Annotated in this window: 24 protein-coding genes; 11 read left to right on the top strand and 13 right to left on the bottom strand. The window is 64.3% G+C overall.

Annotated features, from left to right (window positions below; genetic code table 11):
• Window positions 1-16: 16 nt before the first annotated feature.
• From AC1DN0_RS13020 to AC1DN0_RS13030, 3 genes are all read right to left on the bottom strand, one after another.
• Window positions 17-970, bottom strand: coding sequence for a homocysteine S-methyltransferase family protein (locus AC1DN0_RS13020; RefSeq protein WP_441627576.1), 954 nt, complete (start codon window positions 968-970; stop codon window positions 17-19).
• 200 nt (window positions 971-1170) lie between these two features.
• Complete coding sequence (gene purT, locus AC1DN0_RS13025; protein WP_477145766.1) at window positions 1171-2376, bottom strand: formate-dependent phosphoribosylglycinamide formyltransferase; 1206 nt, start codon at window positions 2374-2376, stop codon at window positions 1171-1173.
• A gap of 230 nt (window positions 2377-2606) precedes the next feature.
• A complete protein-coding gene (locus AC1DN0_RS13030) occupies window positions 2607-2936 on the bottom strand; it encodes a hypothetical protein (protein ID WP_441627580.1) in 330 nt (109 codons plus the stop codon).
• Between the two features lie 144 nt (window positions 2937-3080).
• Between AC1DN0_RS13030 and AC1DN0_RS13035 the strand changes: the two genes are divergently transcribed.
• Both AC1DN0_RS13035 and AC1DN0_RS13040 read left to right on the top strand, forming a co-directional pair.
• Window positions 3081-3875, top strand: a complete 795-nt coding sequence (locus tag AC1DN0_RS13035; RefSeq protein ID WP_441627582.1) for an SDR family NAD(P)-dependent oxidoreductase — start codon at window positions 3081-3083, stop codon at window positions 3873-3875.
• A 109-nt stretch (window positions 3876-3984) separates the two neighbouring features.
• Entirely contained in the window at window positions 3985-4524 is a 540-nt protein-coding gene (locus AC1DN0_RS13040) for an RrF2 family transcriptional regulator (RefSeq protein WP_441627584.1), read from the top strand.
• Between the two features lie 141 nt (window positions 4525-4665).
• Here AC1DN0_RS13040 and AC1DN0_RS13045 read toward each other — a convergent pair whose 3' ends face one another.
• The 3 genes from AC1DN0_RS13045 to AC1DN0_RS13055 form a co-directional block, all read right to left on the bottom strand.
• Entirely contained in the window at window positions 4666-5871 is a 1206-nt protein-coding gene (locus tag AC1DN0_RS13045; protein ID WP_441627586.1) for an NAD(P)/FAD-dependent oxidoreductase, read from the bottom strand.
• A 391-nt stretch (window positions 5872-6262) separates the two neighbouring features.
• The gene (locus AC1DN0_RS13050) at window positions 6263-6676 is read right to left on the bottom strand and encodes a GNAT family N-acetyltransferase (RefSeq protein WP_441627589.1); all 414 of its coding nucleotides are present in this window, start codon (window positions 6674-6676) and stop codon (window positions 6263-6265) included.
• 11 nt (window positions 6677-6687) lie between these two features.
• Complete coding sequence (locus tag AC1DN0_RS13055) at window positions 6688-7242, bottom strand: YbhB/YbcL family Raf kinase inhibitor-like protein (protein WP_477145767.1); 555 nt, start codon at window positions 7240-7242, stop codon at window positions 6688-6690.
• A 209-nt stretch (window positions 7243-7451) separates the two neighbouring features.
• Here AC1DN0_RS13055 and AC1DN0_RS13060 point away from each other — a divergent pair, with 209 nt between their 5' ends.
• From AC1DN0_RS13060 to AC1DN0_RS13075, 4 genes are all read left to right on the top strand, one after another.
• Entirely contained in the window at window positions 7452-7619 is a 168-nt protein-coding gene (locus AC1DN0_RS13060; RefSeq protein WP_441627593.1) for a hypothetical protein, read from the top strand.
• A gap of 509 nt (window positions 7620-8128) precedes the next feature.
• Window positions 8129-9784, top strand: a complete 1656-nt coding sequence (locus AC1DN0_RS13065; RefSeq protein ID WP_441627595.1) for an AMP-binding protein — start codon at window positions 8129-8131, stop codon at window positions 9782-9784.
• Between the two features lie 252 nt (window positions 9785-10036).
• The gene (locus AC1DN0_RS13070; protein ID WP_441627597.1) at window positions 10037-10786 is read left to right on the top strand and encodes an SDR family oxidoreductase; all 750 of its coding nucleotides are present in this window, start codon (window positions 10037-10039) and stop codon (window positions 10784-10786) included.
• A gap of 44 nt (window positions 10787-10830) precedes the next feature.
• Entirely contained in the window at window positions 10831-11154 is a 324-nt protein-coding gene (locus tag AC1DN0_RS13075; protein WP_441627599.1) for a putative quinol monooxygenase, read from the top strand.
• A 58-nt stretch (window positions 11155-11212) separates the two neighbouring features.
• Here AC1DN0_RS13075 and AC1DN0_RS13080 read toward each other — a convergent pair whose 3' ends face one another.
• Window positions 11213-12373, bottom strand: coding sequence for a GNAT family N-acetyltransferase (locus AC1DN0_RS13080; protein ID WP_477145768.1), 1161 nt, complete (start codon window positions 12371-12373; stop codon window positions 11213-11215).
• A 454-nt stretch (window positions 12374-12827) separates the two neighbouring features.
• Here AC1DN0_RS13080 and phaP point away from each other — a divergent pair, with 454 nt between their 5' ends.
• Window positions 12828-13385, top strand: a complete 558-nt coding sequence (gene phaP / locus AC1DN0_RS13085; RefSeq protein ID WP_441627603.1) for a TIGR01841 family phasin — start codon at window positions 12828-12830, stop codon at window positions 13383-13385.
• 184 nt (window positions 13386-13569) lie between these two features.
• Here phaP and AC1DN0_RS13090 read toward each other — a convergent pair whose 3' ends face one another.
• The 3 genes from AC1DN0_RS13090 to AC1DN0_RS13100 form a co-directional block, all read right to left on the bottom strand.
• Window positions 13570-13716 carry a DUF3096 domain-containing protein gene (locus tag AC1DN0_RS13090; RefSeq protein WP_082094789.1) on the bottom strand — a complete coding sequence of 49 codons (147 nt, stop codon included), beginning with the start codon at window positions 13714-13716 and terminating at the stop codon, window positions 13570-13572.
• 118 nt (window positions 13717-13834) lie between these two features.
• The gene (locus AC1DN0_RS13095; RefSeq protein WP_045236975.1) at window positions 13835-14260 is read right to left on the bottom strand and encodes a phasin family protein; all 426 of its coding nucleotides are present in this window, start codon (window positions 14258-14260) and stop codon (window positions 13835-13837) included.
• Window positions 14214-14636 carry a hypothetical protein gene (locus tag AC1DN0_RS13100; RefSeq protein WP_477102693.1) on the bottom strand — a complete coding sequence of 141 codons (423 nt, stop codon included), beginning with the start codon at window positions 14634-14636 and terminating at the stop codon, window positions 14214-14216. The genes AC1DN0_RS13095 and AC1DN0_RS13100 overlap by 47 nt, the downstream gene beginning before the upstream one ends.
• A gap of 31 nt (window positions 14637-14667) precedes the next feature.
• On the opposite strand from AC1DN0_RS13100, the gene AC1DN0_RS13105 reads away from it, so the two are divergent.
• Both AC1DN0_RS13105 and AC1DN0_RS13110 read left to right on the top strand, forming a co-directional pair.
• Window positions 14668-15444, top strand: a complete 777-nt coding sequence (locus AC1DN0_RS13105; protein WP_441627606.1) for an enoyl-CoA hydratase — start codon at window positions 14668-14670, stop codon at window positions 15442-15444.
• 157 nt (window positions 15445-15601) lie between these two features.
• Window positions 15602-16693 carry a porin gene (locus AC1DN0_RS13110; RefSeq protein WP_441627608.1) on the top strand — a complete coding sequence of 364 codons (1092 nt, stop codon included), beginning with the start codon at window positions 15602-15604 and terminating at the stop codon, window positions 16691-16693.
• 133 nt (window positions 16694-16826) lie between these two features.
• Here the strand turns inward: AC1DN0_RS13110 and AC1DN0_RS13115 are convergent, their stop codons facing one another.
• On the bottom strand, window positions 16827-17306 hold the full coding sequence (locus tag AC1DN0_RS13115) for a DUF4440 domain-containing protein (RefSeq protein WP_441627610.1): 480 nt from the start codon (window positions 17304-17306) through the stop codon (window positions 16827-16829).
• A gap of 418 nt (window positions 17307-17724) precedes the next feature.
• On the opposite strand from AC1DN0_RS13115, the gene AC1DN0_RS13120 reads away from it, so the two are divergent.
• Complete coding sequence (locus tag AC1DN0_RS13120; RefSeq protein WP_477111326.1) at window positions 17725-18528, top strand: GntR family transcriptional regulator; 804 nt, start codon at window positions 17725-17727, stop codon at window positions 18526-18528.
• Between the two features lie 268 nt (window positions 18529-18796).
• On the opposite strand, the gene AC1DN0_RS13125 is transcribed toward AC1DN0_RS13120, so the two are convergent.
• Window positions 18797-19288: a flavodoxin family protein gene (locus tag AC1DN0_RS13125; RefSeq protein ID WP_441627614.1), complete on the bottom strand. Its 492-nt coding sequence runs from the start codon at window positions 19286-19288 to the stop codon at window positions 18797-18799.
• Window positions 19289-19387: 99 nt separating this feature from the next.
• A complete protein-coding gene (gene bglX / locus AC1DN0_RS13130) occupies window positions 19388-21676 on the bottom strand; it encodes a beta-glucosidase BglX (protein ID WP_441627717.1) in 2289 nt (762 codons plus the stop codon).
• Window positions 21677-21940: 264 nt separating this feature from the next.
• Between bglX and AC1DN0_RS13135 the strand changes: the two genes are divergently transcribed.
• Window positions 21941-23476: a glucan biosynthesis protein G gene (locus AC1DN0_RS13135; protein WP_441627616.1), complete on the top strand. Its 1536-nt coding sequence runs from the start codon at window positions 21941-21943 to the stop codon at window positions 23474-23476.
• The last annotated feature ends 91 nt before the right edge of the window (window positions 23477-23567 follow it).

The following is a 23567-nucleotide window of genomic DNA, read 5'->3' on the forward strand; positions in this document are numbered from 1 at the left end:
CTGCGTTGCCCGGTGGCTATCTCCCCGGGGGCCTCAATACGGCATCGCAGATCGCGACGATATGCCGGTGATCGGTCCCGCAACATCCGCCCAGCACCGACATCTTCGTCAGATGCCGGCACAGCCCCAGATATCGCTCCCCAAGGTCAACCGGATCGCCGGCATCCAGCGTTTGCGCTTCATCGAGTTCCGCGTGACTCTTGGCTGAGGCATTGGCACGCACGCCGCCGATACGCGCGGTCCAGGGCTCTCCGGTGGAGACGGCTGCCTCGAAATGGCTCGGGTGCGCGCAGTTGATCATGTAGTAGAGCGGACCGCCCGCCGTCTCGCGGTCGACCCGTTCGATCGCCGCGCCCAGGGTGTCGCCCGATGGCAGCTTGCCGTCGGTTTCGACGGTAAAGGAAACCGCGACAGGCGCACCGGCGGCGCTTGCGGCACGCACGATGCCGATCGCCTCGTCCGGATAGGTCATGGTCACGGCAGTGACCATGTCAGCGCCCGCCTCGCGCAGCGCCTCGATCTGCGGGGCATGGTAATGGCGGGCCTCGTCCTCGCTCATCCGGATGCCGGGCTGGTAGCCATCGCCGCGCGGGCCAACCACGCCGTTGATGACGATCGTTGTATCCGGCGTGGCAAAGGCCGCGCCGAGGCCCGCCGCCCAGGCGACCGACCGGCGATTCGCATCGGCTACGGCCTGTGGCGAAAAACCAAGCTTGCCGCCCCAGTCCGCGTTGGCCCGCCAGGTCGGCGTATCGAGGACGAATCCGACCCCGCGCTCCACGGCCGTGCGCAGATACGGCACGAAGTAGCGCTCCAGCCGCTGCAGCCCCTCGTCGCTGAGCACGAGCGGAAACGCGGCAAAGCATGGCAATTCGATGCCTTCCAGGAAAACCAGCGTGGTCTCGAGCCCGCCATCGGCCAGGAAGACCGGGCCGCCGGGCCTTGGCAGGTTTTGGGGAGCGAGTGGCATGACAGCACCTCCGGCAGTGGGACGCCAGGACTCGGCGCGCACGCACCGTCCCGGCCCCGGCACACCGCCGGAGAGCGCCAATACGCGCATGCCGCCGGCTTCACCCGCGGCCCAGCAGCAGGACTGGCCAATCCACCGGTGTTGCCGATGCCTCGAAGTATAGAAGCGCCTGGATTCGCCGCCAGCCTGCCGTGGCGCCCTTAGCCGGCCGTGCGTGCCTTGACGCGCCCCGCCGCATCCTTAGCGCGGACGCGGGCGGTTTCCACATCGGCGTCATACGCCAGTGCCACGCCCATGCGGCGCTTGGCAAAGCTCTCCGGCTTGCCGAACAGGCGCAGCTCGGTCTGCGGCACGCGCAGCGCCTCGTCCACGCCGTCGAACACCACGCCTTGCGCATCCACGCCGCCATAGATCACCGCGCTGGCGCCCGGGCTCTTGAGCGCGGTGCTGACCGGCAGGCCGAGAATGGCGCGCGCATGCAGCTCGAACTCGTTCTGCCACTGGGTGATCATGGTCACCATGCCGGTGTCGTGCGGACGCGGGCTGACTTCGCTGAACCAGACCTGCTCGCCCTTGACAAACAGCTCCACGCCGAACAGGCCCTGCCCGCCCAGGTTGGCGGTAACGGCCTGCGCGATCTGCTGCGACTTCCGCAGCGCGGCGGGATGCATGGGATGCGGCTGCCAGCTTTCCACGTAGTCGCCGCTCACCTGCACATGGCCGATCGGTTCGCAGAACTGCGTCTCGACCTGGCCGCCGGCGCCGATCGCGCGCACCGTCAGCAGCGTGATTTCATAGTCGAAATCGATAAAGCCTTCCACGATCACGCGGCCGTGGCTGAYCCGGCCGCCGGCCATGGCGTAGTCCCAAGCGGCCTTGACATCGGCGGCGCCGTCGATCTTGCTCTGGCCCTTGCCGGAACTGCTCATCACTGGCTTGACCACGCACGGGTAGCCGATGCCGCCGTCGATGGCGGCCTGCAGTTCTTCCAGCGAATCGCAGAACTTGTACGGGCTCGTGGGCACGCCCAGCGTTTCGGCGGCCAGGCGGCGGATGCCTTCGCGGTCCATGGTCAGGCGCGCCGCGCGCGCCGTGGGAATGACGCGCACCACGCCGCTGGCTTCCAGCGTCTCCAGCATCTGCGTGGCGATCGCTTCGATCTCCGGCACCACCAGGTCCGGCTTCTCGGCTTCGATCAGCGCCTTGAGCTGCTCCGGGTCGCTCATGGCGATGGTGCGCGCATGGTGGGCGACCTGCTGTCCGGGTGCGTTTTCATAGCGGTCCACCGCGATCGTTTCAACGCCGAGCCGCTGCAGCGCGATCAGGACTTCCTTGCCAAGCTCGCCGGAGCCCAGCAGCATGACTTTGGTCGCGGAAGGCGAGAGAGGGGTGCCGATAGTGGTCATGTGAGATCAGGGCCTGAAGATCAAGTAAAAACAGGGATTGTACGTGCAGAGAAAGGGCGCGCCCAGGCCGGGCGGCAAGCGGGCCGGGGAGGCCGGGCTGGCGAGGCCTGCGCCACAACGTTGCGGCTTTCGCGTTACATCCGCGAGGGGAAGCGCAAAGCATCGTGTGGCATCACGCAGATCGCCGCGGCGCGCCGGACGCGCGCACAAGGCCCTCACATGGCAGGCCCTCAGCGAAGCAGCTTGCGCACATCCTGTTGCCAGGACGGTTCGCCGCATCCGGACGGGTTCTCGGGACCCATCAGCGTGAAATAGCCCCTGCCCTTCATGCACGCTTCATAGGCCCGCACCTTGGCGCACTGCCCCGTGCCGGCCTGTTGCGAGGCGGCCTTGCATTGCGCGATCGAGCGGTCCATCGGACCGAAGTCGAGGGAATCCGGATTCGCCGGGGATACGGTATCGGGGCCGCCTGCCGAGAACTCGACCGGGCCGGTGCAGCCAGCCAGCAGCGCCACGGCTGCGGATAATGCGACAGTGGGAACAGACCAACGGGATTTCATCGCCCGGGCTCCAATGCATGATGGAAGTGGATGATACGCCGATCCCTGCTGTCGTACGCCCCGCACCTCCTTGCCCATTTGCGCGGAGCCAATACACTGGGTCAATCGGCCTCCGTCCCGGATGCCTGCCAACCAGGAATCAACATGAAGATTGACCTCTCGGGCAAGATCGCCCTCGTTTCAGGATCCACCGCCGGCATCGGCTTCGCCGCGGCAAAAGGGCTCGCCGGCGCGGGCGCCCGCGTGATCGTCAACGGCCGCAGCGAGGCCACGGTGGGCAAGGCCCTGGAAACGCTGCGCGGCGCCGTGCCCGGCGCCGATGTGGCGGGCTTCGTCGGTGACCTTGCCGACCCCGAAGCCTGCATCCGGCTGGTGGCGCAATACCCCCGGGTCGATATCCTGGTGAACAACCTGGGCATCTTCAAGCCGCAGGACTTCTTCGAGACGCCCGACAGCGAGTGGACCCGCTTCTTCGAAACCAACGTCATGTCCGGCGTGCGGCTGTCGCGCGCCTATGCGCCGTCGATGGCCGGGCGCAAATGGGGGCGGATCGTGTTCGTCTCGTCGGAATCGGCGCTGAATATCCCCGCCGACATGATCCACTACGGTTTCTCCAAGACCGCGCAACTCGCCGTTTCGCGCGGGCTGGCCAAACGGCTCGCCGGCACCGGCGTGACGGTCAACGCCGTGCTGCCTGGCCCCACGCTGTCCGAAGGCGTCACCGATATGCTCAAGGACGCGATCGCAAGCACGGGGCAATCCGCCGAGGAGGTGGCGGCGGATTTTGTGAAGACGCACCGCTCGTCTTCCATCATCCAGCGCGCCGCCACCGTCGAGGAAGTCGCCAACATGATCGTGTATGCCTGCTCGCCCCAGGCATCGGCTACCACTGGCGCCGCGCTGCGCGTGGATGGCGGCGTGGTCGATACGATCGCCTGACCCGCGGCCGGACCGGCGCGCGGTGGCATGGCGGGCGGCGGCACCGTCTTGCGCTTTGCATCGATTCCCTATAGGCTAAAACTACGATTCAATTCATCTTAGTTAAGTCATGTCCCACATCAGCACAGGTGTCGAATACGGACTGCATTGCCTGCTGTTCCTCGTGGACCCGCCGCCGGGCACCAAAGGCGCCAGCGTGCGGGACCTCGCCGACCTGCAAGGCGTGCCTGTCGAATACCTCGCCAAGCTGTTCACCAAGCTTGCCAAGGCCGGCCTGGTGGTGGCAACCGAGGGCATTCGCGGCGGCTTTTCGCTGGCGCGGCCGGCAGGGAAGATCACCGTCCAGGATGTCGTGGAAGCCATCGACGGAGACAAGGCACTGTTCGATTGCCGCGAGATCCGCTCGCGCTGCGCGCTGTTCGAGGATGCGCCGCCCGCCTGGGCCACGCGCGGCGTCTGTTCCATCCATGCGGTGATGCAGGCGGCGGAAAAGGCCATGCGGCAAGAGCTGTCAAAACATACCCTCGCCGACCTGGCCGAACGGACCCTCGCCAAGGCAAACGCCAGCTTCGGGCCGCATGTGGTGCAGTGGCTGACGGACCGCGCCACGCATCGTCGCGGCGACCGCGACACGGATACCAGGGACTAGGCCAAGGCGATTCGGCCGACGCCAGCAGGTAAAGGCCGGACCGTCAGCGCAATTGACGGTCCGGCCTTTACCTTTGCCCTTGCTATCCTGCCATCAGGACATCCGGCAACGCCGCGCGAGCGAACGTTGCCGGGCTTCCGATCACGCCACCACGATGCGGTTCGGATCGGCCGCGGCCAGTGCTTCCGCGCGATCGGCGCTGGGCGGATAGATCCACTCCGAGTTGATCTGGCTCTTCAGCTTCTTGGCATCGGCACCCACGAGCCTGACTTCGCGCTCCCAGCCCTCGGTATAAATCGCACCCCACGGACCCAGGTCCAGGCAGGTGACGTACTTCGGCTGGCTGTACGGGATCGGCGCAAGGCCGAGCAGATCCGCCGCCACATTGTGTCCTGCCGAACGGCCAAGGTTCATCGCGTGCTGGCACGACATCGCGGCGTAGTTGCCTTCATCGTCCGTCGCGGCATAGGCGACGTCGCCGGTGGCGAACACGGTGTCCACGCCCTTGACGCGCAGGCTGCTGTCCACGTGCAGGCGGCCGAACGCATCGCGCTGCGCGGGGATCTGCTGCGTCAGCGAACTCGCGCGCACGCCGGCAGTCCAGATCACCGTCCTGGCATCGATGCGTTGTCCGTCCGCGGTGGTCAGGCCATTCTCGTCGACGGATGCCACCGCGGAGCCAAGCCGCCAGCTGACGCCAAGTGCATCGAGTGCCTGCGTGATAACGGGGCGCGGCCCGGCACCGAGTTCGGCCGCCACTTCGTCGTTGCGATCGACCACGATGACGTTCACGTCGGCGTCCTCCCCCAGCACCTCGCGCAGGCGCGCCGGCATTTCCGCGGCTGTCTCGATGCCGGTGAAGCCGCCGCCAGCCACCACCACGGTATTGCGCGCAAGGGATGCGGGATGGTCGGCCAGACGCTTGATATGCGCCTCCAGCTCGGCCGCTTCATCAACCTGGTCGACGCTGAATGCGTGCTTGTCCAGGCCGGGGATTTGCGGGCGGAACAGGCGGCTGCCCGTAGCCAGCACAAGGCGGTCATACGCCACGGTGGAGCGGACCTGATCGACGCCGACCACCTCGACTTCGTGGCGGTCCGCGTGGATCCGCTCCACCGTGCCCTGGATGAACCTGACGCCAACCGCATCGAAGATCTCCTTGAGCGGCGCCCGCATCTGCGCGGCACCCACTTCATAGAGGCGCGGACGCACATGCAGCTCCGGCTGGGGGGCGATCAGCGCGATCTCTATGCCCGTCTCTCCCTGCTGGTCGATCAGGCGCGCCGCGCTCAGGGCGCTCCACATGCCGGCAAAGCCGGCGCCAACTACCAGGATGCGTTTGGTCATCGTGCCACTCCGTTGAATTGATACGTGCTTTCACTCTGCTGGACCTCCTTGCGCCATGCGCGGGCTTTGGTCCGTGAAGGAAGGGGGAAAGGGCCGGGCTGCGCCACAAGCCCCTCCATAACTCCGATTCTATGAGTCGTAGTTATGGAATTCAAGGGATTTTTTTGCACGGCGAAGCCTGTGCTGCGAAAATCTCGTGCGGCGTGAACGAAGGGACTCACCCGACCGCACACGGCAGACGGCGGAAACCGCGATACTTCGAACCTTGGTTTTTGGGCAAGAAAAGCCCGGCGTATCGGTATGAATGCCGGAGTTCGTCACTCAGGAAGAGGACGGCGAGACACGCCAGGCCCTCTCGCGAGGTGCCGGCGTGATGGCTCGGCGTGATGGCTTAGAGCTTCTTGCTCATGTAGAGCCGGAATGACCCGACAGGAAAATCCTGCAAGCGACCGAACTCCGCATAGCCGTGCCTGGCGTAGAACGGCGCGGCCTGCCATTCGAACGTATCCAGGCAGGCATTGTGCGCACCCAGTTCCCTGGCGCGCGCCTCGGCATCGATGAGCAGGCGCGAACCAAGCCCCGCGCCGCGCGCTTCCTCCGCGACCCAGAGGACGTTGATCGACAGCCACTGCATCATGACGTAGCTGTTCAGGCCGCCGACTACCTCACCCTGCCCGTTCCTGGCGACAAGCCAGACCGGCTGGCTTTCGTATTCGCCGATTGCCGCGTAGTTAAAGCGCCGCAAGCGCGCGCCAACATCCCGGGCTTCCTGTTCGGTGGCGGTACTGATCTGGACGATGGACATGAACGCGGCGGCTAACGGCTGTATTTTCCGATCACGCTCTGGCCGCCGAGCGCGTGGCCCTTTAGCGCCGACATCAGTTCCTCCCTGGTCAGCCCCGGCGGCAGCGCGGAGGGCGGAAGGTCCGTCGCAATGACGGTCAGGGTGTAATGGTGCGGCGCATCACCAATCGTGGGACAAGGCCCGCGATAGATCATCTCGCCCCTGACGTTCTTGCCTACGGTGGCGCCGTGTCCGTCGGCCTGCGCCTCGCCCTCCTTGAGCTGCCCGCGCTCGGCGGCAATGTTGTACGCAACCCAATGCGAAACGCCGAGTCCCATCGCGCCATCGGGATCCGAAAGCAGCACGGCAACCGACTTGGCGCCGGCGGGAAGATTCGACCATGACACCTGCGGCGTCACGCCCTTGCCACCGCAATCATTCGTATTGTTGCCATGCAGCACAGGGATCGTGGCGCCATCCGCAAACGACGCCGAAGACACCAGCATGCCTGCCGCATGGGCAATGCCGGCACAGGTATAAAACAGTGCGCCGGYCAGCGCCGCGAATCGTGTTCTAAGCAGTTTCATTTTTTGTCTCCGTCAATGAAATGAGTGGAATGTATGCGCAAGGCGCCGGCTAATCTGCGCGTATACCCTCTGGCATTCGCGATTGCCAGCACGGTGATTCCGGATTTACCATGGACTTGATCGTGCTCCAGGCAGTTAATGCGTCCGGACGGCGTCCGGTGATGTCATTAGATATAACGTTAAAAATATAACGATTAAAGGAGACATCCATGCAAGATTATCAAAGCCTCGTTTTTTTGTGCGCTATTGGCCTTGTATGCCTCTATGTATTGCTCGGTACACTCGCCCAATCCCGTGCGATCAAATTCGGTGCGCCGGCGATCGTCTCGGTCCTGATGCTGGCGTTCTCCGTCTCGCCTTGGCACGTGGTGGGGTAAGTCCACCCACGCGATGGGACAGGTGCCGCGGCGGCCATCCGCGTCGAGCCGCCGCGCGGAAGGCCATGCTGCGCGAACGGTCCGTTCAGTGCATTCTTGCGGGATTCGATGCCTTGCAGGCTGCGTCCGGCGCAGCCATTGCCTAGCCCGCCCTGGCGGCCCCGTCGACACGCGTGCGGGGCTCGCACCCGACTACCCGATCATTGCCCGATTGCCCGATTGCCCGGGGGCCCTCCCTTCCCAGTGACCGGATCCATCATCCGGTACACATTGTGCGATGCGGCGGCGCACAATCTTCGCGGCCGGACGTATTCGGCACAGCTTGGCTACCCCAGCCAATGCAACCCGCCCCTGTGCTGAACCATGGCGCCACTGGCAGCCACTGGCAAACGGGTTCAGCCAGGCTGGGAACTTTGGCCATTGCCGGGCGCACCGGCGTGGCCCAGAATTTCGCCAGACCCTGTCCGGACGGACGGCTGCCATTCACAAAAGAACACCAGGAGACCACCATGCGCGACTACGCCGAGGCCATCGCCGGCTTTTCCTATGAGGCATCGATCTCGGAGCGCCTCAGCGGCAAGCTCGATGCCCTCAACGCCTGCGTTGAATGCTGCGACCGCCATGCCCTGCCCGGACGCATCGCGCTGTTCTGGGAAAGCCGCGACGGCACCAGCGAGACCTACACCTTCACCCAGCTGCAAAAACTCTCCGCCCGGTTCGCCAGTTTCCTGAAGGCGCAGGGCATCGGGCCGGGCGACAGGGTGGCGGGCTTGCTGCCGCGCACGCCGGAGTTGCTTGTCACCATCCTGGGTACATGGCGCGCAGGCGCGGTCTACCAGCCACTGTTCACTGCCTTCGGGCCGAAAGCCATTGAACACCGGCTGCAGGCCTCGGGCGCCCGCCTCGTCGTCACCGATGGCGCCAATCGCGGCAAGCTGGCGGACGTGGCGAACTGCCCGGAAGTCCTCACCGTTGGTGGCGCCAAGGGCCGCGGCCTTGTGCACGGCGACTTCAGCTTCTGGGCGGAACTCGATCGCCAGCCCGCGGACTTTGAACCCGTCTTGCGCAGCGGCAGCGATCCGTTCCTGATGATGTTCACCTCCGGCACCACCGGCCCCGCCAAGCCCTTGCTGGTACCGCTCAAGGCCGTCGCCGCGTTCGCGGGCTATATGCGCGATGCGGTAGACCTGCGCCCCGAGGATGCCTTCTGGAATCTCGCCGATCCGGGCTGGGCCTATGGCTTGTATTACGCGGTGACCGGACCGCTGGCGCTGGGGCATCCCACCACCTTCTACGACGGCCCGTTCAGCATCGAGAGCACCTGCCGCATGATCGAAAAATACGGCATCACCAACCTGGCCGGCTCACCTACCGCCTATCGCCTGCTGATCGCGGCGGGGCAGGCCGTGGCCGGTCCCCTGCGCGGCAAGCTGCGCGCGGTCAGCAGCGCGGGCGAGCCGCTCAACCCGGAGGTGATCCGCTGGTTCGCCGGCGAGCTTGGCGTCACCATCCACGATCACTACGGCCAGACCGAGCTGGGCATGGTGCTGTGCAATCACCACGCGCTGCGCCACCCGGTGCATCTGGGCGCCGCCGGCTTTGCCAGCCCCGGCCATCGCGTGGTAGTGGTGGACGATGAAGCGCGCGAGCTGCCGGCTGGCCAGCCAGGCACGCTGGCGCTGGACCTGGAGCAGTCGCCGATGTGCTGGTTCGCCGGCTATCACGAAACACCGACCGGCGCATTCGTCGGCAAGTACTACCTGACCGGCGACACTGCCGAGCTGAACCCGGATGGCAGCATCAGCTTTATCGGCCGCGCCGACGATGTCATCACCACCTCCGGCTACCGGGTCGGTCCGTTCGACGTGGAGAGCGCGCTGATCGAGCATCCGGCCGTGGTCGAGACTGCGGTGATTGGCAAGCCCGATCCCGATCGCACCGAACTGATCAAGGCTTTCGTCGTGCTCGACCCGCAATACCGGCCAAGCCCGGAACTGGCCGAAGAACTGCGCCTGCATGTGCGCAACCGCCTTGCCGCGCACGCCTATCCCCGCGAGATCGAGTTCGTGGCCGAACTGCCGAAAACGCCCAGTGGCAAGGTCCAGCGCTTCATCCTGCGCAACCAGGAAGTGGCGCGGCAGCGCGAGGCGCAAGGACAGGCGTAGCGCCGCCGGCGGCAGTAACGTATGGGAGGGCGCTGCCTGGCAGCGCCCTACTTTCTTCATCACCGCTCCCCCCTCGCTTTCCTTCCCCTCCTGAACGCCTCCATGTGTGGCCGGAACCGCTTCCGGCAAGCCGCAAACACGTCCAATTCCATCGAACGAAGTCATCGACTCCTTCGCATGGATTATTGAACTACGCGGTCCATAATGCTTTCACGCACCACACACACCGATAGACGTTCCCAGGAGAACACCATGAATCGCTTTGAAGGCAAAACCGTACTGGTCACCGGCGGCAACAGTGGCATAGGCCTGGCGACCGCGCAAGCGTTCGCCGCGGAAGGGGCGCGCGTCATTGTTACCGGCCGCGATGCAGCCACGCTGGAAGCCGCCAGGCCCACGCTGGGCGCCAACGCCCTGGCCATCCAGAACGAAGCCGGCACCGTTGCCGCGGCCCGCGCGCTCGCGCAACGTCTTACCGACGAGGGCATCCGGCTCGACGCCATGTTCATCAACGCGGGCATCGCCAGGTTCGCGCCCTTGCCCGAGGTCGAGGAAGCCATGTGGGACCAGACCTTCAATACCAATGTGAAGGGTCCCTTCTTCCAGATCCAGGCGTTGACGCCCCTGTTCAACGAAGGCGCTTCCATCGTGCTCAACGGCTCGATCAACGCACATATCGGCATGCCGGCGTCGTCGGCTTATGCAGCCAGCAAGGCGGGCATCATCTCGCTGGCCAAGACCCTCTCCGCCGAACTGCTGCCGCGCGGCGTACGCGTCAACGTGATCAGCCCGGGTCCGGTCAGCACGCCGATCTACGGCAAGCTCGGCCTGGATGCCGACACGCTGGCCAACACCGCGGCCCAGATCAAGAGCCAGATTCCGCTCGGCCGCTTCGGCGACCCGAAAGAAATCGCGGCGACCGTGCTGCACCTCTCATCGGCCGAGTCGGCGTTCATCGTCGGCACCGAGATCGTGATCGACGGTGGCATGAGCCAACTGTAAGGCGGGAGCCAGCCGACCGTACCTAGCGCACAAGGAGTCTTTCCATGAGTGAAACCATTGCCTTTATCGTCCATCTGCCGGGCAAGCCGGAGCATCGCGACGAACTCGAATCCGGCCTGCTTGACGTCCTGGAGCACATGGCCAAGGAGCCGGATTTCATCAACACTTTCCTGCATCGCTCGGCCGACGATCCGGATACGCTCATCCTGTATGAGACCTGGGCCTGCAGCCGCGAGTATTTTCAAACGCATCACCTCGCGCGCCCTTACCGCAGTGCCTATGAGGCAGCGCTCCCGCGCCTGCTCAAGCGGACGCGCACGCTGGAGTTTCTCAAGCCCGTGCGCGCCTTCGAAAAGCCCGCCGCGTAAGGGCATGGAGATATCCGTTGGCTTCGGGGCGCCGGCCGCGGCGGGAACAGGGCGAAGGCTAGCCGGAAGTGGATGACTCCGTCTCCCCGCCGGCACACGCGCCACGGCGACGGCRCTGGCCGCCGCGCTCAAGCAGACGGGTCATTGCCCCGGTGGCCCAGCGCGCGCCCCGCCGCAGCCTGTAGCCCGCCAGTCCCCAATGCGTATGGACGATATGGAGGCTGACCGTAGCGCCGGTGACACCAGTGCCGCAGGACTGCTTGCCATGCTGGCCGGTGCCGAAGTTGAAATCGAAGTGGTTATCGAACGCCCACTTCACGCAGTAGTCGATCAGCAGGGCGCCGGGCGACAGCCTTGAATACGCGGCGTCGTAGGTATTCATGACCAGATCGACGCTGTTGCTCCGGATCCCAAGCAGACTGATTGCCAACGGCATGCCGTTCAGGGTCAGGACAAAAAAGCAAAAGGGCTGCGATTGCCTGCCGCCTTGCGTCATCAGCCGGATCAGGAATCTCCAGCTGTCGTCCGACAACAGCCGCGCGCTCTCTATATCGCCGTGCTCAGCCCACTGCCGCTTGTGGAGCCGCAGCCAGCCGACAAGGGACTCTGCCCGGTTGTCGCTGTGATCGAGGATCGCGACCGCGACATCACCCTGGCCCGCGATCCGGCGCCTCAGGTAATCCGGCAGCTTTTGCGTGCGCCCGAAGCGCGGGCGGCAATATGCGGGCCACTCGGCCCGCTCGCGCGGCAGAACCGCCGGGGTCGTCCCGTCCAGCCGGCAGGCAACGCGGCCACTGCTGCTTGCGCACCGGTCAAGCAGGGAGCCGCTACGGATGCGAGGCAGGTAGACCAGATCGGGTCTGGCCAAGGCAAGCATGGCTCGCCAAGTGGACGCAACCACGTCGGCCACATCCGGGCCCGGCTCCACAAGCATGTCATGGGGCGGATTGCAGTCTGGCCCCAGAGGCTGTATGAACCGCCACCACAGCTTGCGGTACATGACCAGGGGCCAGAGCGCCACGAGCCGGCCCTGCCGGCGCCCGACCACGCATTGCAGTTTGCGGCCATCGACGGTGGCGTCCAGGCTGCCGTGACAGTAGGCAAACGTCTGGAAATGCTCGCCCTTTGCCTTGTGCCACAGCGCATTCCATTCCGGCTCCAGCGCGCGAAATGCCTGGACGTCACTGATCACCTCATGCGTCACGGCGTCGGTCGTCATTTTGATTCCGTGCGACAAGAGAATAGACAGCCGCATCTTAGCGGCCGTGCCTTGCCATCGAACGTGCGCTCACCAACACAGCGCCACCGCCGTGGGCGGCGCAGGTGCGGCCTGCTGAGCCCGCCTCCTGGTCCGGGCCGAGGTCGTGATGTCACCCTGACAAGACAATGATGCCTGGCAGAGTCAAGGGCACTGTGCCGCCAAAAGCACCCCCACGAAGCGGGGGCATCCGAAAGTCGACCTTGCTGCACAGCAACAGCATGGATCCTGCTTTTGTCCGGGTATCTCCCTAGGGGCTATCCAAATAGAGGGCTCTAGAATTTGCCCTTGGATGGTGCACTGCGCAAATCAGTGATACCGCCACCCTTCCTAATCAGATATTCGACCCGGTCCGCCCGACATCACATCCCGTGCATGCCGGCCTGGCAGCCGGGCGATTCACAGGAGAACACGCATGTTCGCTTTTTCGTCCGACCAGTTCGCCGAAGCCCAGAAAGCCCATTTCGCCAACCTGTTCGCGCTGACGAATACGGCTTTCGACGGTTTCCAGAAACTGGCCGAGCTGAACCTGCAGGCAGCGAAATCGTCCCTTGCCGAAAGCCAGGGCAACATCGAGGCTGCCTTGTCCGGCGGCGACCTGAAGGACGTATTCAACGCACAGGGCAGGTTCGCGCAGCCGGCGGCAGATAAGGCACTGGCGTATGCGCGCCATGTGTACGAAATTACCTCGGGCACGCAGGCCGAACTCGCCAAGGCAGTGGAAGCGCAGTACGAACAGCACACCCGCAGCGTGCAGACCTTTGTCGACACGTTCGTGAAGAACGCGCCGGCAGGCTCGGAAGCGCTCACCGCCCTGCTGCAGCAGACGGTTGCCGCCGCCAACAACACTTACGAATCGGTGCAGAAGGCCACGAAGCAAGCCGCTGAAACGGTCAAGTCCAACTTCGAAGCATCGACCGCCGTGGCGTCCGGCGCGGCCCAGCAGGCCTCGCGCCGCACGGCCAAGCAGTAAGCATCCATGCGGCGCAGTGCGGGAGACCGCGCTGCGCCGCGGTCGGCATGGCACCGATCCCGGCAGCATGCCTGGAACCGGTGTCCCGCCCTGAGCCTGATCGCATGTGCCGGCGCTCGCCTGGTGTCGATCAGCGCGCCCGCCGTAGCTTGCCGATCGCGCAAGCGTCTTCGAAGACCGGTAGTCAGTGCAGATGCCCGCCGAACAGCCCGAGCAGGCCGATCACGATCAGGTAGATCGCCACGATGTAGTTCAGCAACCGCGGCATGACCAGGATAAGAATGCCCGCGATCAGCGAAATCAACGGGCTGGCGTTCGTGATGGCGATCATGGGGATCCCCTCCACAACGATATACGCAAAGGCATGAAACAGCGGCGCGGCTCGCCAGTGCAGGACCGCGAGCGATCCGCACTGGCAAGGCCGTCCGCAACGGGCTTATGGCTTGCGCTTACTTGCCCTTGCCTTTCATCAGGTTCTTCGCCTCTTCGATATTCTGCTCCGCGCGCTTGGTGATCACGGCCAGCGCCTCGGCTTGCGATTTCTGCGCCATCTCCGCCAGTTCGCGCATGTTATTGAACGCCGTCTGCAGACCCTGCTGCACGAATTCACCCTGCTTGGCCATCGCCTCGGCCGGATTGCCGCCGGCGGTCATTTTCTGGGCCGCGGCCTGGATCTCCTGCATGGTCTTGCTCAGTATCTCCGTCTGCTTCTGCACCAGTGCCTGCATGCCTTCGTAGGCGACCTTGTTGGCCTCCGTGATGGCGTCGATATCCTTGCGCCGCGCTTCGATCACCGAAGTCATGTCGACCCCCGGTAGCTTGTACTGCTCAAGCAACTTGCTGAAATCGGTGAACGGATTTGACGTTGTAGCCATGGTGCATCTCCTCGCTGGGGGGTAGGTGAAGCAGGAAACCGGCCGCGCCAGCCGATGGGTTTTCTATCCCAACGCCGCGCGGTAGCTCAAGTGTAGCGCGTGCCGCACGGCACTTGGAGATCATTGCGGCACCGACGCCTGCCGGGCGCCCGGCAATGCACTTGGGAACGCCGTTGCGTCCGGCACGAATCGCCCGCCACCGTTCGAATTCGGCGAACACCGCCTTCAAGACAATGAACTGGCTCCGCAGAGGTGCCGCCGATACACTCGCCCGCACTATCACTACCTGTCCCGGGGAGAGGCCATGCATCATCAGGCCGTGGCTGGCACCAAGGTGGAACGCCCCGGCCAGCTGAAGCTCGTCAAGGACATTCATTTCAACAGACCGCAGCAGGACGGACGAAGCCATGAGCCAAGCAGATACCAAACACTACGCCGGCGTGGAGATCAACGCCCTAGGCATCGCGAGCCTCACCATCCGTGAGGCGGGCTCGCTCAACATCCTGAGCACGCCGGTGATCGCCGCGCTGACCCAGGCGGTGAACGAGCTGGCCAGCCGCGACGAGATCCGCGTACTGATCGTGCAAGGCGCCGGAGAAAAAGGCTTTATCGGCGGCGCCGATATCAAGGAAATGGCGGCTCTCACCCGCGAAAGCGGCGAACGCTTTATCAGCGGCCTGCGCGGGCTTTGCGACGCGCTGCGCCACTTCCCCGTTCCGGTGATAGCGCGCATGCCGGGCTGGTGCCTCGGCGGCGGCCTGGAACTGGCACTGGCCTGCGATATCCGCATCGCCGCGGACAATGCGCGCGTCGGCATGCCAGAGGTCAAGGTGGGCATCCCCTCCGTCATCCACGCCGCGCTGATGCCCCGGCTGATCGGCAACGCACGCGCCGCATGGATGTTGCTGACCGGCGAAATCTCCGATGCCCGCGAAGCGCTGGCGTGGGGCCTGGTGAGCAAGGTCGTGCCGCTGGCGGAACTGGACGCCGAGATCGAACGCATTGCTACGCTGCTGGCTGGTTTCGGGCCTGCCGTGGTACGGCAGCAGAAGCGGCTGCTGCGCGAGTGGGAAGAGTCGTCACTGGACGTGTCCATCAATAACAGCGTGGCGGAGTTTGGCAGCGCGTTCGAAACCGGGGAACCGCAGCGCTATATGAATGCGTTTTTGCAACGCGAGCGGTAGCGCGCCGCCAGAAGCCGGGACGGGGTGAAGACTGTCCACCAGCATGAACAGTCTGTCCCGGCAGCTCCCTTTTCCACAATGTCCTTATGAGGCTACATTGACGCCGCCGCGATGACCGAGCCCTTGGGCCATCGCAAATCATAAGGAAATTCAAGCAATGAAATCTCGTGCATGGCTGGCGCTGTTGCCGCTTATCCCCGGTGCTGCGCTGGCGCAAGGCAGCATCACGCTCTACGGCGTGGTCGATGCCGGTATCGAATACCTGAGCCACGTGCCCACCGCCGGCGGCGGCAGTGCCTCCACGGTGCGGATGTCCACCGGCAATCTCTCCACCTCCCGCTTTGGCCTGCGCGGCACGGAAGATCTCGGCAGCGGCCTGAAAGGTGTGTTCGTGCTGGAAAACGGATTCGACCTGGACACGGGCAAGGTCAACCAGGGCGGCCGCCTGTTCGGCCGCCAGGCGTTCGTCGGCCTGCAGAACCCGTACGGCACGCTGACCCTCGGCCGCCATCAGACCCTGCTGTTCGACTTCTCGTCGGCGTTCGACCCGATGGTCATCTCGACGCGCTATTCATTGCTGATGCACGACAAATGGATGTCCGGCCGCGCCGACAACTCCGTCAAGTTCACGGGCACCACGGGCGGCATCTATTACGGCCTGCTCTACAGCACGGGCTATGACAGTACCGCCGGCGGAGAAATCCCCGGCGCCTCCAAAGCCGGCCGTGAATGGAGCGCAAGCCTTGGCTACGCCAATGGCCCGTTCTCGACGCGCATGGCCTACGACGAAGTACGCGGCAGCACCGCAGCCCTACAGGACAATCGCGAGCGCCGCGCGGCGGTGGGGGCAGCGTTCGCCTTCTCGCAACTCAAGGTCCTGGCAGGCTACCGCTATTACAGCGGCGACTTCACCACCAGTTCGCTGCGCACCAACCTCTACTGGGCGGGCGTGCAGTACCAGGCAACGCCGGCACTGTCGCTGACAGGCGCTGCGTACTATACGGACGTGCGCAACTCGTCGGCCGATCCCTACAGCTTTGTGCTGTCCGGCACCTACGCGCTCTCCAAGCGCACCGACCTCTACACGATCCTCGCTTATGCGAAGAACCGCGATGGCTCTGCGATGGGATTGTCCGGCTTCGGGCCGTCGCTCAACCCCAGCGCCACGACCCTCGTCAACGCCACCGAACAGGTGGGTACCGGGCAAAGCCAGCTCGGTGCGATCGTTGGCGTGCGGCATCGCTTCTGAGAATCCGCGCGCGGGCTGCGGACAGCCCGGCGCGAATCTCCCATATCGACATTGGCCCGCTTTGGCGGGCGTTTTTTAGTCTTTATCGATTGAAGCCGTCTGGCCTCCGGCCTTGCGACCCGCGCCCAACGTCTTACTTCTCCGGCATGGCCGATGAGTGATGGCTTGTAATCAGCCATTGCGCCCCATCCCAGTGATACGTATAGGTATAGCGGGCCTTAACGACGGCGCCGGTTCGGGAGAAAGTGAACGTGTAAAGCCCGGAATCGACAGCGGAATTGCACCCCAGTTCAATGCTGCGGAAGTCGATCTTTCCGGAGGGACCGTCCTGTAGGAAGTAATTGAAATAGTCCTCTCTCTCCGCGACCGTCAAGCGAGGCTTGTTGGATACCGTCGGAAGAAGAATTGAGCGTTCCGCATAGTTGGCGACCACCTTGTGGGGATCCCCTGTTTGCAGCGACCGGTTCCACCGATCGAACAACGCCGCAATCTCCTGCTCTGACGTGACCTTGCAGCTTTCCGTTCGCGATGCCTGAGCGTTGCCCGGGATACCCTGGTTCGTGGCGCATCCGGCGAGCGCAAGCGCCAGGACAGCAATGCTGGATAGTTTCATGGCAGCGTTCTCCCGAGTTGCAACCTGCAGTCGTTGCGTTGGAAGCCCGTCGTGGCGCAGGCGCCAGGCGGCAAGGTCGCGGCTGCAGCCGCGAACTCGATTCGCCTCGTGATTTCCCCGCCCTGTTAAGGCTCTGGCAGATTCTGGTGCAGTTTTCCCAGGCGAGACATCATCCAGAAGTAGGAGAGCGGCGGCGGGAACTGATAGAGCACTTGCCGGCGCGTTTGTCGAACGTGTCAGGCATTGAGCATCTCGCTGGGAAACGCCGATGCGCCTGTTCGCCAGCCGCCGCACCAATCACATGCGACGTCGAAGGAAGTGCACTACCGCACGCGTTGCCAACCGCGCGCTTGCCGCCCCACGCAACCATCGACTATGTTGAACCTCAAGGCCGACGTGGCCACTGCCATGAGGAGCGATGATGAACAGGGTCACAGGACACCTGGCCGTGCTCGTTGTCTTGGGCCTGTCCGCCTTCGATGGCGCGCAGGCATCCGACATCAACTGTAAGTCAGCGCCGGGCGCGGGATCGGTCCGCTGCGAAGACCCACACGGCAACGGGACAAGATGTACGCAGGTGACCGACAACCGCCCGCGTAACAGGCACCTGGTCTGCGATGACCCGCAGCTCTCGATGCGCTACGAGCGCATCTACGCCGAGCAGCAGAGGCTGCTGCGGACCGGCGTCACGAACGATGCCGACGTCGGCGCCTGGCGCATCGAAAGGGATGCCTGCGGCTCCGTGCGCTGTCTTGATAACCTGTTCCACCAATGGTGGCGGTGGCGGGATGCTGCCCGCATCAAGCCGGCATCGCGATCCGTCCCGCCAGGGACAACCGTTGCGGCGCCCGTCCCGCCAAAGCAAGAGCCAGCACCTGCCGCGGAAGATCGGGCGACGCCGGCTCAGTTGATTGCCATGCAAGAGAGCCCGCAACCGATCGGGCCAACACCGCCGACGGCTGCCTCCTTTCAGGCCTCGCCGACCTCGATCGCATCCGGGCAAGCTATGCCCAAGCCAGCAGGCACCGTCGGATTGCCGGGCCTGCTGACAGGCTTCGCCGCCTTCGGCATTGGCGCGGCCTGCCTGTGGAAACGCAAGCGCGATCGGCGCGCCTCGCCACAACATGAACAGCCTTGGACCCTCTCAACGTCCATGGCGATCGTCTATGGCTTGCTCATCGTGAATGCGCTGCTTCTGGCGTTCACGCTGGGGTTGAGTTAGACACCTCCCCGCTATCGGGGACGCCGCCCTCGCGCGTTCCGGGGTGTGACCAGGGAAACCGGGGCCAGGCGCTCAATGAACCTGTGTGTAGCCCTGCCGCACATGTCCAGCAACAATGCGGGCAGACCCGCCTTGCGGGGTCCATCGACGTCATGGACTTCGAACATCTCCCCAAACCACATTCCAACCAGAACGAAGTAAGGCGGCCGCATCAGACGGAAGGTTCGGTCGCTCATCGAGCTGGGCCCGAACGCGGCTGGAGCCGGTGTCAGAACACGCCAAGCGCTAGACCCGCCGCCAATCCGGCACCTAGTTCGGCACAGCGCGCAAGGTCTTCCGCGCCGATCTCCTTGCGCGCCAGAATGCGTTCCGGCGTCTGTGCATGGGTACAGATGATCAGGCCTGGCGCCACACACTTGAGGCGCCAGCCAGTGGCGATGCGTTCGACCTGACGCAGTGCGTTCTGCCCGTCGCTGCCGGCACAGATCATGGCCACGTACGGTCGGCCATTCACACGGTCAAGTGCCGCGTAGTAGCAGCGATCGAAAAAGTCTTTCATCATCCCGGACATCGCAGCCAGGTTCTCCGGCGTCGCGAACAGATAGCCATCGGCTGCCAGCACATCGTCCGGACCGGTCTCGGCCGCACGCTGCAGCTTGACTGCGACGCCAGACTGCATGCGCGCCGCATCGGCTGCCGTCTCGGCCATCTGCTGTGTTCCCCCGGTCATTGTGTGATAGATGATCAGCAGCGTCTTCATTCGCTCCCACTCGCCGTCCGTCGATACCGCACCGACTGTATCACGCCCCCGTCACAAAACCACGCCCCGAAAACCATCCGCCACGGACGAGCCATCATGCTACTCGAGCACGAAGCTCCGCACCTGCACCGCCTCCGAATCTAGCCCGATCTGGACATTGAAATCGCCTGGCTCGACGGCATACTCGAGTTTCGCGTTGAAGAACTTCAGTTTCTCTTCGTCTATGCTGAAATGCACCACGCGCTCTTCACCGGCCTTGAGCATGAGCTTGCGGAAGTCCTTCAACTCCTTCACCGGCCGTACCACGGAGGCGGCGACATCCTGGAGATACAGCTGGACAACGGTTTCCCCGTCGCGCTGCCCGGTGTTCTTCACGGTCACGCTGGCGTCGATCCGGCCATTGCGCGCCATGGTCCGGCTAGACAGCGTGAAGTCCGACACGCTGAATTCCGTATAACTCAGCCCGTAGCCGAACGGGTACAGCGGGCCGGCCGGCTCCTCGAAGTATTGAGAGGTGTAGTTCCGTGGCTTGCCTTGTACGAATGGGCGTCCGATGCGCGGATGGTTGTAATAGGTCGGAATCTGCCCGATCGAGCGCGGGAAGGAAATGGGCAGCTTGCCCGACGGGTTGTAATCGCCGAACAGCACGTCGGCGATAGCATGGCCGCCTTCGGTGCCGGCATACCAGGTCTCGAGCAATGCATCGGCGTTCTCCTTCTCCCAGTTGAGCGCCAGGGGGCGGCCGTTCATCAGTACCACCACCAGCGGCTTGCCGGTCGTCCTGAGCGCCTTGAGCAGGGTCTCCTGGCTTCCCGGCAGTGAAAGGCTCGTGCGGCTCGACGCCTCGTGCGACATGCCGCGCGACTCGCCCACGGCCACCACGATCACATCGGCGCTGCGCGCTGCCTTTACGGCCTCGGCAATCATGTCGCCCGGCGGACGCTTGTCTTGCACAATCTCGGGCTTGTCCCAATTCATCAAGTTCAGATACCCGACCACGCCGGCATCGTCGGTCACGTTCGCGCCGCGGGCATAGACCACACGGCCCTTGTCGCCGACTGCGTCGCGCATGCCATGCAGCAACGTGACCGACTGCCGGGATTTGCCGACCGCGGACCAGCTTCCCATGATGTCGATGGGCGCATCGGCCAGCGGCCCGATGACCGCGATCGTTCCGGTCTTCTTCAGGGGCAGCGTCCGGCCGCGGTTCTCGAGCAGGACCAAAGACTTGCGCGCGGCGGCGCGTGCCGCCGCCCGGTGCAGGCGGCTCTCCGCGTCGACGTCCGGCGGGTCCTGCGTTGCGACACCGATGCGCCGGTAGGGGTCCTGGAAGAGCCCCAGGTCGTACTTGGCGCCCAGCACCTCCCGCACTGCGTCGTCGACGTCACGCACGGACACTTCGCCCGATTTCACGAGCCCGGCCAAGTGTGCCAGGTAAGCCGAGTCGTGCATGCTCATATCGACGCCGGCCTGGATGGAGAGCCTGGCGGCCTCGCGCCCGTCCTTTGCCACGCCATGCAGCGTCAGCTCGTCGATTGCCCCATGGTCGCTCACCGTGATGCCCTTGAACCCCCAAGTCTTGCGCAGCAAGTCCCTCAGCAGCCACTTGTTGGACGTGGCCGGCACGCCGTTGATTGAATTCAGCGCAATCATGACCCCGCCGGCGCCAGCATCGACGCCCGCCCGGTACGGCGGCAGATAATCCTGGAGCATGCGGGTCGGGCTCATGTCGACCGTGTTGTAGTCACGCCCGCCTTCCACGGCTCCGTATAGCGCGAAGTGCTTGACAACGGCCATCACGCTGTCGGCATTGGCCAGCGATGTTCCCTGCAACCCCCTGACGCTGGCTTGGGCGCATAGCGAGACAAGATAGGGATCCTCGCCAAATCCTTCGGACGTGCGCCCCCAGCGCGGATCTCGGGAGATGTCGAGCATCGGCGCGAAGGTCATGTCAAGGCCATCCGCGCTGGCTTCAATCGCCGAGACACGTGCACTCTGCGCCACTGTCTCCATGTCCCAGCTCGATGCGAGACCCGGGCTGATCGGGAATACGGTGCGGTGCCCGTGTACCACGTCGTACGCGAAGAAGATGGGAATCTTCAGGCGGCTGTGCGTCACTGCCGCGTCCTGCATAGGCCGGTTGTCCTGTCGCCTCACCGAATTGAACGTGCCGCCTACCCGGCCCGCCGCGATCTCCTTGAGCAACTGGGGCTGCGGCATGTCATCGCCGATGCTGATGAGGCGCAGCTGGCCGACCTTCTCGTCGAGCGTCATCCGTCTCATGAGATCGGCGATGAATGCGTTCTTGTCGTCGGGGGAAGCCGACGCGGGACCGGCAAGAACCGGCAAACAGACCAGGCTGGCCGACAGGACCAGCGAAGAGAGCATTCTCATCAGATAGTTGTCCAAGTGTCCAAGGATCCAGGCGGTGCGACAGGGTAGCCGCCCCRCGATGGTGCACACCTCCCGTTCTACAGGTATGCGAAGCGAAATACGTTATCTTTCTGCATTGCATCCGCAGTTTACCGCCACTGCACCAGCGGCTTTCGCCGCACTTGCGGGACAACAGCATTCCTTAACGTGCATTTTCTGGAGAGACTTGTGGTTCCTGCCGCCATCGCCGCGTCGTTACGTACCAAGACGCAAACCGCCTTGCCAGCGCTTTTGGCCGCCTGGGCGCTGCTGTGCGGCACCCAGGCATGCGCGTTCTCCCTGGACGACGTGACCCCCCGCGCCAGGACCCTGGCCGACATGCCATATGCCGCACCGGTCAGCAACCTGCCACCCGTGTTCAGCCAGATGCAGTTTGCCGACTACATCAAGATCCAGCCCCGAAGCGACACGATGGAGTGGAAGGACGCAGGCACGCCGTTCCGCCTGGGCTTCTACCACCAGGGCATGCAGTTCAGCAGCCCGGTTCGCATCAACGAGATCGCCGGTGACGCAGTCCACGAGATCAAATACAACCCGGAGCGGTTCAATTTCGGCGACCTGAAGTTCGACAAGTCCGCGACCGGCAAGCTTGGCTATGCCGGCTTTCGGGTGCTCTACCCGATCAACCGCGCCGACAAGCTCGACGAGATCATGAGTGTGCTGGGCGCCAGCTATTTCCGGGTCGTCGGCAAGAACCAGGTGTATGGACTGTCCAGTCGTGGCCTGGCCATCGATACCGGGTTGCCCGTAGCCGAGGAGTTTCCAGCCTTCCGCGAGTTCTGGATCGCTCGGCCCGATCCGCAGGACAAGCATCTCGTGTTCTACGCCCTGCTTGACTCGCAACGCGCCACCGGCGCTTACCGCTTCGATCTCTACCCCGGTGAGGACACGATCCTCAAGGTGCAGGCGCGCATCTTTCTGCGTGGGGCCCCGGCCAAGCTCGGCGTTGCGCCGTTGACCAGCATGTTCCTGTTCGGGCCGAACCAGCAACGCGATCCGAACAACTTCCGGCCGGCCCTGCATGACTCCAACGGCCTCGCCATCCACACGGGAAATGGCGAATGGCTGTGGCGGCCGCTGAACAACCCGCGCAACCTCGCCATCAGCACCTTCCAGGTCACGAATCCAAGGGGCTTCGGGCTGCTCCAGCGCGGGCGCGAGTTCTCTGTTTATGAAGACCTGAAGGACCGCTATGACCTGCGCCCGAGCGCCTGGATCGAACCGCAGGGCGACTGGGGAAAGGGCAAGGTCGAGCTCGTGGAAATCCCCTCGCCGGACGAGACCAACGACAACATCGTCGCCTTCTGGACGCCGGACCAGTTGCCGCCCAAGGGCCAGCCGCTGCGGGCGGATTACACGATGCACTGGACCATGAATGAGCGCGCCCTGCTCAACAAGGATCTGGCCTGGGTCAAGCAGACGCTGCGCTCCGCAGGAGAAATCACGCAGGCCAACCTGATCCGCCGCCTCGATGGCAGCACCGGCCTTGTAGTCGATTTCGAAGGCCCCGTGCTCGCTGACCTTCCAGCCAGTACGCAAGTCAGCGCACAGGTCAGCGTGAGCGAGAACGCCGAACTGCTCGCCAACGTGCTGGAGCCCAATCCTGTCACCAAAGGCTGGCGGCTGAATCTGCGGATCAAAGTCAAGGATCCGCGGAAAGTGGTGGAAATGCGCGCCGCGCTGGTGTCCGGCGACAAGACGCTAAGCGAGACGTGGAGCTACCAGCTGCCGCCACATTCGGTCGGAGGACAATAAGCGGAATCGCCGCCGCGCATGAGTGCCTGCGACGAGCCGCATGCTTTGTCCACGCCGCGGTCTTCGCCATTCCGCCGAGCGCGCGCCCGAC

This window comes from Cupriavidus sp. 05N39 (assembly GCF_056397325.1).

Coding starts and splice junctions, on each gene's coding strand:
- AC1DN0_RS13050 (WP_441627589.1), bottom strand. CDS start 6,676: ATGTCCATCGTCCAGATCAGTACCGCCACCGAACAGGAAGCCCGGGAT.
- AC1DN0_RS13070 (WP_441627597.1), top strand. CDS start 10,037: ATGAATCGCTTTGAAGGCAAAACCGTACTGGTCACCGGCGGCAACAGT.
- AC1DN0_RS13120 (WP_477111326.1), top strand. CDS start 17,725: ATGATGAACAGGGTCACAGGACACCTGGCCGTGCTCGTTGTCTTGGGC.
- AC1DN0_RS13075 (WP_441627599.1), top strand. CDS start 10,831: ATGAGTGAAACCATTGCCTTTATCGTCCATCTGCCGGGCAAGCCGGAG.
- AC1DN0_RS13040 (WP_441627584.1), top strand. CDS start 3,985: ATGTCCCACATCAGCACAGGTGTCGAATACGGACTGCATTGCCTGCTG.
- AC1DN0_RS13110 (WP_441627608.1), top strand. CDS start 15,602: ATGAAATCTCGTGCATGGCTGGCGCTGTTGCCGCTTATCCCCGGTGCT.
- AC1DN0_RS13060 (WP_441627593.1), top strand. CDS start 7,452: ATGCAAGATTATCAAAGCCTCGTTTTTTTGTGCGCTATTGGCCTTGTA.
- AC1DN0_RS13125 (WP_441627614.1), bottom strand. CDS start 19,288: ATGAAGACGCTGCTGATCATCTATCACACAATGACCGGGGGAACACAG.
- AC1DN0_RS13095 (WP_045236975.1), bottom strand. CDS start 14,260: ATGGCTACAACGTCAAATCCGTTCACCGATTTCAGCAAGTTGCTTGAG.
- AC1DN0_RS13105 (WP_441627606.1), top strand. CDS start 14,668: ATGAGCCAAGCAGATACCAAACACTACGCCGGCGTGGAGATCAACGCC.
- AC1DN0_RS13115 (WP_441627610.1), bottom strand. CDS start 17,306: ATGAAACTATCCAGCATTGCTGTCCTGGCGCTTGCGCTCGCCGGATGC.
- AC1DN0_RS13030 (WP_441627580.1), bottom strand. CDS start 2,936: ATGAAATCCCGTTGGTCTGTTCCCACTGTCGCATTATCCGCAGCCGTG.
- AC1DN0_RS13035 (WP_441627582.1), top strand. CDS start 3,081: ATGAAGATTGACCTCTCGGGCAAGATCGCCCTCGTTTCAGGATCCACC.
- AC1DN0_RS13045 (WP_441627586.1), bottom strand. CDS start 5,871: ATGACCAAACGCATCCTGGTAGTTGGCGCCGGCTTTGCCGGCATGTGG.
- AC1DN0_RS13020 (WP_441627576.1), bottom strand. CDS start 970: ATGCCACTCGCTCCCCAAAACCTGCCAAGGCCCGGCGGCCCGGTCTTC.
- bglX (WP_441627717.1), bottom strand. CDS start 21,676: ATGCTCTCTTCGCTGGTCCTGTCGGCCAGCCTGGTCTGTTTGCCGGTT.
- phaP (WP_441627603.1), top strand. CDS start 12,828: ATGTTCGCTTTTTCGTCCGACCAGTTCGCCGAAGCCCAGAAAGCCCAT.
- AC1DN0_RS13100 (WP_477102693.1), bottom strand. CDS start 14,636: ATGAATGTCCTTGACGAGCTTCAGCTGGCCGGGGCGTTCCACCTTGGT.
- AC1DN0_RS13065 (WP_441627595.1), top strand. CDS start 8,129: ATGCGCGACTACGCCGAGGCCATCGCCGGCTTTTCCTATGAGGCATCG.
- AC1DN0_RS13090 (WP_082094789.1), bottom strand. CDS start 13,716: ATGATCGCCATCACGAACGCCAGCCCGTTGATTTCGCTGATCGCGGGC.